This window comes from Ilumatobacter sp. (genome assembly GCF_041688325.1).
GTDB lineage: Bacteria > Actinomycetota > Acidimicrobiia > Acidimicrobiales > Ilumatobacteraceae > Ilumatobacter_A.
In genome coordinates this window covers 1-7,914 of sequence record NZ_JBDNIJ010000161.1, presented here as the reverse complement: position 1 = coordinate 7,914, position 7,914 = coordinate 1, and the positions used below count along the sequence as shown (strand labels likewise).

The 7,914-nt window shown below is 62.6% G+C and carries 7 protein-coding genes; 5 read left to right on the top strand and 2 right to left on the bottom strand.

The annotated features are described in order from the left end of the window. On the bottom strand, window positions 1-380 hold a 380-nt coding region (locus tag ACH2EI_RS10190), incomplete at its 3' end, for a hypothetical protein (RefSeq protein ID WP_395159940.1). Window positions 381-708: 328 nt separating this feature from the next. Between ACH2EI_RS10190 and ACH2EI_RS10185 the strand changes: the two genes are divergently transcribed. From ACH2EI_RS10185 to ACH2EI_RS10165, 5 genes are all read left to right on the top strand, one after another. Next, window positions 709-1,965, top strand: a complete 1,257-nt coding sequence (locus tag ACH2EI_RS10185; protein ID WP_395156678.1) for a DUF4032 domain-containing protein — start codon at window positions 709-711, stop codon at window positions 1,963-1,965. A gap of 122 nt (window positions 1,966-2,087) precedes the next feature. After that, window positions 2,088-3,371, top strand: coding sequence for a phosphopyruvate hydratase (eno, locus tag ACH2EI_RS10180; RefSeq protein ID WP_395156680.1), 1,284 nt, complete (start codon window positions 2,088-2,090; stop codon window positions 3,369-3,371). A 46-nt stretch (window positions 3,372-3,417) separates the two neighbouring features. Continuing rightward, entirely contained in the window at window positions 3,418-3,885 is a 468-nt protein-coding gene (locus ACH2EI_RS10175) for a hypothetical protein (RefSeq protein WP_395156682.1), read from the top strand. A 76-nt stretch (window positions 3,886-3,961) separates the two neighbouring features. Continuing rightward, on the top strand, window positions 3,962-5,119 hold the full coding sequence (locus ACH2EI_RS10170) for a L,D-transpeptidase family protein (RefSeq protein ID WP_395156684.1): 1,158 nt from the start codon (window positions 3,962-3,964) through the stop codon (window positions 5,117-5,119). A 68-nt stretch (window positions 5,120-5,187) separates the two neighbouring features. Then, window positions 5,188-6,687, top strand: a complete 1,500-nt coding sequence (locus ACH2EI_RS10165) for a pyridoxal phosphate-dependent decarboxylase family protein (RefSeq protein ID WP_395156686.1) — start codon at window positions 5,188-5,190, stop codon at window positions 6,685-6,687. A gap of 26 nt (window positions 6,688-6,713) precedes the next feature. Here ACH2EI_RS10165 and ACH2EI_RS10160 read toward each other — a convergent pair. Further along, window positions 6,714-7,914: aminomethyltransferase family protein (locus ACH2EI_RS10160; RefSeq protein WP_395159938.1), on the bottom strand; the 1,201-nt coding region annotated here is incomplete at its 5' end.

Below are 7,914 nucleotides of genomic sequence, written 5' to 3'. Positions count from 1 at the left end.
GCAAGGATCGAGACGATCCCAAGGATCACGGGGATCGACGATTCAGTACCTTTGATCGGCGAGTTGAGCTCGCTTGAGAGATAGCTGACTGCACCCAAGGAAGCAACGATGAAGGCCACCGGCAGGATCCACGTCCTGACCGCATAGCCAGGTCGAGGGGACTCCTGTGTACGTGCTGGTTCCATGATCCGACGGGCGTTCTCGACGACCATAAACGTCCAAAGCACAACGGCGATTACGCCGACCGCTCCGGCAATCAGCGAACGAGGCGCGAGGGCCTCCAACCGTGGCTGAACGTCGACCTCACGGCCTCTCTGCCACCCGTGCAGGAAAAGCGACAACGCGACACCGGTCAGTGCGACCAGGCGGACAGGCAGCATCGGAAGAAGCGCGCGAACCGCCACATTGGATTTCCCGTGTCCAGGAGTCGACGCGCTCGTGTCCGCCGCCGCAACATCTGCGGTCAGCAGAACAGGTGGAGCAACGGGAGCCAGAGATGGCTGCGGCGGAACGAGCGCTGTTGGGGCCGACACGGGAACCATGTGGAAGTACACGTCGTGACTTGCCCGCGGCGCGTCCTTGTCGTGCGATCGCGTCCCCACCGGTTCCATGTGCGTCCATCGACGGATTTCTGCGTCACCATGAGGATTTCTTTCCAAAAGTCGCGCTCAACCGGTGAGCAGCAACCCGACCAGCCAAACTCAACCTGTGCGTCTCCAACTCGCAAGTCCGTCTGACCACCCGCTCATCGCCACATTGCCATTCGATCAGGCGCTCACCGATTGGGATCTCCCGCAGATGCACGGCGTCTTGGGCTTGCACCGCCACGTCGTCCGGCTGATCGAACTCGGCGACGTCAGCTATGTCATCAAAGAGCTCCCCAACCATCTGGTTGAGCGGGAATACCGCCTGCTTCGAGAACTCGACGACGCCGGCCTTCCGACTGCCGAGGTCGTGGCCGCCGTCACCGGCAAGCCCAACTCATCCGACGGCATGCTCGTCACGAAGCACCTCGACTACTCGATTCCGTACCGCACGCTGCTCTCTGGACGCGGCTTGACCATCCCCTACCTGGGCGAACGCGTACTTGACGCGTTGGTCGGACTCTTGGTCCGGCTCCACCTTGCCGGATTCTTCTGGGGCGACTGTTCGCTCTCGAACACCCTTTTTCGGCGCGACGCAGGTGCGCTGTCCGCCTACGTGATCGACATGGAGACCGGGGAGCGATATCCGCAGCTCAGCGAAGGTCAGCGTCGATACGACCTCCAGATCGCCACCGAGCACGTCGCCGGTGGGCTGCTCGATCTCCAGATGGGCAAGCAACTCGCCGCCGACATCGACCCGTGGGAAGTCTCACTGCAAATCGAGGACCGCTACAACGGGTTGTGGGCCGAACTGACCGAGCCTGCGGACTTTGTTCCTGGCGAAACCTTCCGGATCGAGCAGCGACTGCAGCGACTGCACGACCTCGGGTTCGACGTTGAGGAGATGGACATCGTTGGTGACCCAAACAGCGGGCACATGCGCTACATCCCTCGGGTCGTCGAGCACGGGTACCACCGTCTTCGGCTCAAGAACGTCACCGGCCTCGAAACCACGGAGAATCAGGCCCGGAGACTCCTCAACGACATTCGAGCGTTCGGCGCCGAGCTGCAGCAGCAGCGGTCCGCCACGTCGGCTATCACGGGCGTCACGTTTCGACAGCTCCCCGAGAACGTTATTGCGGTTCGATGGCTCGATCAGCGATTCGAACCTCTCATGGCGCAGGTCCCTGAGTCGATGTTCAACAAACTCGAGGCCGCTGAGATCTACCACCAGCTCCTTGAGCATCGTTGGTACCTCTCAGAAGCGGGTGCCACCGACGTGTCGCTCGACCAGGCGCTCGCCTCGTACCTCGACAACGTGCTGGTCGATGCTCCGGATGAGATCGTCGCAGTCAACAACAACAACAACAACAACGACTGACAGCGCTCCCCGGTGTCAAGTATCGCCAGTCATATCGCCGAGTATTGGCATCCAACGGCGAGTCCAAACAACTCCGCACACCAACAGCGGCAACGTGCATCGGCCTCTAAGGTGGCCGAAGTATGAGCGAAATTCTGAACATCATCGGCCGTGAGATCCTCGATTCTCGCGGCAACCCCACAGTTGAAGTTGAAGTCGAGTTGGACTCGGGCTCGGTAGGTCGCGCCGCGGTTCCCTCCGGCGCATCAACCGGCGAGCACGAGGCAGTCGAGCTCCGCGACGGCGGCGACCGGTATATGGGCAAGGGAGTCCAGCAGGCCGTCGGCCATGTCAACAACGAAATTGCCGACGCACTCATTGGCCTGGACGCAGTCGATCAGCGCCTCCTCGACCGCATCATGCTCGACCTCGACGGCACCGACAACAAGGCCAACTTTGGGGCCAACGCGATCCTCGGCACGAGCCTCGCCATTGCCAAAGCTGCGGCAATCGAACTCGACGTGCCGCTCTACAAGTACATCGGTGGCCCGAATGCCCACGTCCTTCCGGTCCCCATGATGAACGTCATCAACGGCGGTAGCCACGCCGACAACTCGATCGACTTCCAGGAGTTCATGGTGATGCCGGTGGGCGCACCATCGTTCTCTGAAGCCCTGCGTTGGGGCACCGAGACGTACCACGTCCTCAAGAAAGTGCTTTCTGACCGCGGCCTCTCGACGGCCGTCGGTGACGAGGGCGGGTTCGCTCCCAACCTCTCGTCCAACGAAGAGGCGATCACCACACTGATGGAAGCCATCGAGAAGGCCGGCTTCACGCCAGGAGTTGACATCGCTATCGCACTCGACCCGGCCGTGTCGGAAATCTTCAAAGACGGTGCGTACCACCTCGCCCACGAGGGCAAGGTCCTCTCCCCCGCTGAAATGGCCGGCTACTGGACCGAGATGGTCAACAAATATCCGATCGTGTCGCTCGAAGACGCCATGGACGAGAACGACTGGGACGGCTGGGCCAAGCTCACCGCATCCGTCGGCCACAAGACCCAGCTTGTCGGCGACGACCTGTTCGTCACCAACTCCGTTCGGCTGCAGCGGGGCATCGACAACGACGTCGCGAACTCGATCCTCATTAAGGTCAACCAGATCGGCTCACTCACTGAGACACTGGACACCGTGCAGCTCGCAACCCGCCACGGCTACACCTCGGTCATGAGCCATCGCTCCGGCGAGACCGAAGACGCCACCATTGCTGACCTTGCCGTCGCCACCAACTGCGGTCAGATCAAAACCGGCGCACCGTGCCGATCCGACCGTGTCGCGAAGTACAACCAGCTCCTGCGTATCGAAGCCGACTTGGGCGAAGCCGCTGCATACCGCGGCATGGACGCCCTCGCTCCTCTGCGCAAGTGACCGGTCACACTGTGCCTGACACAGTGTGACCGCCTACATTCCAACCATGGCACGCGTTGAAGACATCGGTGAGCAAGACAATTGGCGTTGCTGGTTGTGCGACGACTCGGTCGATCCGGGCATGTCGGTGAACGACGATCGCGGACCGAGTGTCGATGCTCGGATGACCGACAGGAAGGCGAAGAAGAAGGGCAAGGGGAAGTCGAAAGGCTCGACCGACCTCCATGAACGCCTCGCCCATCGTGGATGCAACACGGGCAAGGGCAACATCGAAGCAGTCGTTGTCTGGAACGAACAGCTCTTCACGATCGACCCGGTTGCAATCATCCCGACCGTCGACCGGCTCGCTGCGAAGGGCGGGCGAGAGATCTTCTGCCGCTGCCCGACCGCTGCCGACGCCGACACAACGGCTGCGTGGCTGATCGATCGGATCAGCCGCCTCGAGCCCGGCCTTGCCTTGACCAGTGACATTCAAGAGGGCGGCGGCCAGTACCTCGTTGCCCTACGCGCCTGATCTCCACCGCGAAACAAACCGTTGCCATCGCATGGCTTGACCAGACGTCGCCGGGCCCGGCCTGTACTTTCTGAGGATGCGCGGACGAGGAATCACCATGTTCTTGGGCGGCGCGTTGCTCGTCATCAGTGCGTGCAGCGCCACGGTTCAAAGCGCCACCGAAAGCGCTGGAGTGACCGAGCCTTCCGCTGTCGAGTCGAGCCCGGCAACTCTGGCAACTCCTGACACCGCGATCGCCGATGATGCACCGGCCACCTCGATGCCCGTCGCCACGTTGCCCGAGACCACCATCGCACCCACGACGACCGAACCCAAGCCACAGATCTACGACCCGGCGTGCGTCGTCGAAGTCGAAGCACTGGACTCGCTCGGTCTGATCGCCAACGCGTTCGACGACGAGACCGTGAATGTTGTTGCGCTACGCGCCGAAAACAACCTGCCGACCGCCGACATCGAGGTCGGTCAGCTACTCGACGTGTGTACCGGCAACGGCCTCGATGACATCACCGGCGAGCAACGCGCCGACCCCGACAAAGCCGTCGTGGATGCAGCAGTGCGCCAGAACGTCGAGATCCAACAGCTCAAGCTCAACAAGCTGTTCGAAGAAATCGGCACGCAACCACTTCTCGTCGACGGCGTTTCAGGGCCGGTCACACGCCAGCGGCTCTGCGCTGCACGACTCGCCATGGGGCTTGAAGTCAACACGACCGATATGGCTGCGGGCAGTGCCGAAGAGCGGATGCTGCTCGCTGCGGACGAACTCCCAATGCCGTTCACGTCGGCACTCAACCAGCCGAGGTGGATCCTGATCGACCGGACCTGTCAGTTCATGTTCGTCGGCGAGGGTGCCGAGCAACTGGTCTTCGGCTTCCCGACGTCAACCGGCTCCGAGGGGTATGAGACACGCGACCAAGACCAGGCACGCGCCTTCCGGTTTGATCCGGCGGTCGACAACGGCGGCTGGCACGACAGCAGCGACTTCCCGGTTGCCGCCGACAATCCGCTGAACGGCAACATGTACCGCCCGCTCTACTTCGATCTCGGTCAGGCAATCCACGGCGCCAACAACGTCCCGACCTCTCCGCAGAGCAAGGGATGCGCCCGCCTGCGCACCTCGCACCAAGATCAACTGGTCGACTGGCTCGGCCTTGCATCAGCGACGACGCCGACCTGGAGCGAGCGGACCATCTCGGTCGCCGTGAACGTGCAGGGCGAATACGTTGGCTCAATGTAGCGTCCGCCAGTTGTCTCGTCTCCAGCACATCCGCGAGCACTGAGCTCGCCACATCGAATGGGAATCCTGTGATCGAGACGAAAACCACCGATGAGCTCGTTGCCGGGATTGCCGCTCGGGCAACCGCCCATCTGGCCAATCCACCGCGAGGCCATGATCTCGTCATCAACTTCGCTTCACCCCGCGAACTGATCGACACGTTCGACACCACCGTCGGCTTGGCATTCGCCGAAGCGGCCTCGGCCGAACACGACGATGCGGTGCTGGCCGCAGTCGACCTCGTGATCAAGCACTCGATGCACACGAGCCATCCGCGCTTCGTCAACCAGAACTTCGCCGGGCCCGACCCAATCTCGGTCGTTGGCGACTGGCTCGGGTCGGCGCTCAACACGACGGGCGCGACCTTCGAGGTTGCCCCAGTGTTCACCCTCATGGAAAGCGCGGTGCTCCACAAGCTCGGCCGATTCGCGGGCTACGTCGAGGCCGGTTCCAATCCAATCCCATCACTGCCGCCCGGCATGTTCTGCCCGGGTGGCAGCGTCGGCACCTTGTTCGCACTCCAACTCGCCCGCCACCGTCACCAGCCCGATATCGCGCAGCGCGGCAGCAACGGCGATCGCCTTGCCATCTTCGTGTCCGAAGCCGGGCACTACGCAGCCACCAAGTCGGCTGCGCTCCTCGGTATCGGCAGCGACCATGTCGTCAAAGTCGACGCCGACTACGAGGGCTGCATCGACCCTGCTGCTCTCACCGCGGCCATCGACGCGGCAATCAGCGCCGGAGCGATCCCCCTCGCAGTGATCGGCACTGCGGGCACCACTGTGACGTCGGCTTTCGACGACCTCGACGCAGTTGCCGATGTGTGCGAGCAACACGGCGTGTGGCTGCACGTCGACGGCTGCTACGGCGGCTCAGCACTCTTCTCCGCGGCCCACGCACATCGACTCGCTGGTGTCGAACGCTCAGATTCGTTCGTCTGGAACCTGCACAAGATGATGGGGATGACGCAGCAGTGCACGGCACTGCTGGTCAAGCGCCCCGAACAGTTGGCTGCCTGTTTCGCTGGCCACGCCGACTACCTCTTCCAACCCGACAAACAGTTCGCCGAGTACGACTCAGGCGACCGCACCTTTCAATGTGCACGGCGCATCGACGTCCTCAAACTGTGGCTCGCATGGAAGGCGCACGGCGACGTCGGCTTCGCGGCGCGCATCGACCATGCAATGGCCATGGCCGACTACACACGCCAACACATCGCCGAGAGCGACGGCGCCTTTGTTCCGGTCGTGTCCGGTTCGTTCACCAACGTTGTGTTCGCCTGGGTGCCACCCGAGCTGCGACCGCTCGGCTCGATCGACAACCTCGGTGACGGAGTTCGCAACCGGCTGCATGGACTGCCGCCGAAGATCAAGGCACAGATGCAGTCGCACGGCACGGGAATGATCGGATTCCAGCCCATCCACGGGATAAACACGTTCCGCATGATCTGCATGTCGACGACGCTGCAACCCGACGACATTGACGCCCTCCTCGACGCGATTGATCGCTACGGCAACGCTGTCAGCTGACACAGGACTCGGGCGATCTGATCCCGTCAGAGCTTTGGGCGTTCAGATCTCGGGTCGTAGAAGGGGCGGAAGGACGGGGTCGCGTCGAACTTGGCGCCGTTGACCTTGAGCTCGAATTTTGCTTCGAGTACCGCGGCGCGTGGCATGTCGACCGGGGTGGTGACGTACCCCATGGCAATGGCAGCACCGACCGTGTGGCCGTACATGCCCGATGTGGTGTGGCCAACGAACTTGCCATCGCGAAAGATCGGATGATCGTGGTAGAGCAACGGCTCCGGATCGTCGAGCTTGAACTGCACTAGGCGCTTGCCGAAGCCGGCGGCCTTCTGCGCCAACAGCGCCTCGCGGCCGATGAAGCCGCCCGGTTTGTCGAACGCCACTGCGAAGGACAGCCCCGCTTCGAACGGGGTGTCTTCGTCGGTGATGTCGTGACCCCAGTGTCGGAACGCTTTTTCGAGCCGCAACGAGTTGGTGGCGTGGTAGCCGGCGTGCATGAGACCGTGGTCGACGCCGGCGGCAACGATCAGGTCGTACACGTGGATGGTGAACTCCGTCGGGATGTACAGCTCCCAGCCGAGCTCGCCCACGTAGGTCATCCGGAGCGCGACGACCTTCGCATAACCGAGGTCGATCTCACGGGCGGCGCCGAACGGGAACGCCTCGTTCGAGAGGTCAGCATCGGTCAGCCCCTGAAGCAGCGCACGTGAATTCGGGCCCTGAACGGCGAGGCACGACAGGCCAGAGGTGACATCGGTAAACGTGACGTTCGCATCGGCAGGAGTGTTTTTCTGAAGCCAGTCCATGTCACGGATCTGGGTCGCCACGGCGGTCACCACCATGTACTCGTTCTCACCCATCCGGTTGACGGTGAGGTCAGCTTCGATGCCGCCCTTGTCGTTCAGCCAGGCGCCATACACCGAGGTGCCGGGCGCAACATCGATGTCGTTTGCGCAGATTCGGTTCAGGACAGCAGTCGCGTCGCGCCCGTGGACCATGTACTTCGCAAATGACGTCTGATCGAACAGGGCCACCCGCTCACGACACCCAGCATGTTCGGCAGCAGAGTTCTCGAACCAGTTCTGACGCCTGTACGAGTACTGGTACTCGGCCGTCTGGCCTTCGTTGGCGTACCAGTTCGGCCGCTCCCAGCCCGACGCTTCGCCCATGGCTGCACCGGCCGCGACGAGGCGGTCGTGGAGTGGTGAACGCCGAGCGCCGCGTGCGGTC

Bases quoted from the DNA above. Each gene is read 5' to 3' on its own strand.
- ACH2EI_RS10170 (WP_395156684.1), top strand. From the start codon at position 3,962: ATGCGCGGACGAGGAATCACCATGTTCTTGGGCGGCGCGTTGCTCGTC.
- ACH2EI_RS10175 (WP_395156682.1), top strand. From the start codon at position 3,418: ATGGCACGCGTTGAAGACATCGGTGAGCAAGACAATTGGCGTTGCTGG.
- eno (WP_395156680.1), top strand. From the start codon at position 2,088: ATGAGCGAAATTCTGAACATCATCGGCCGTGAGATCCTCGATTCTCGC.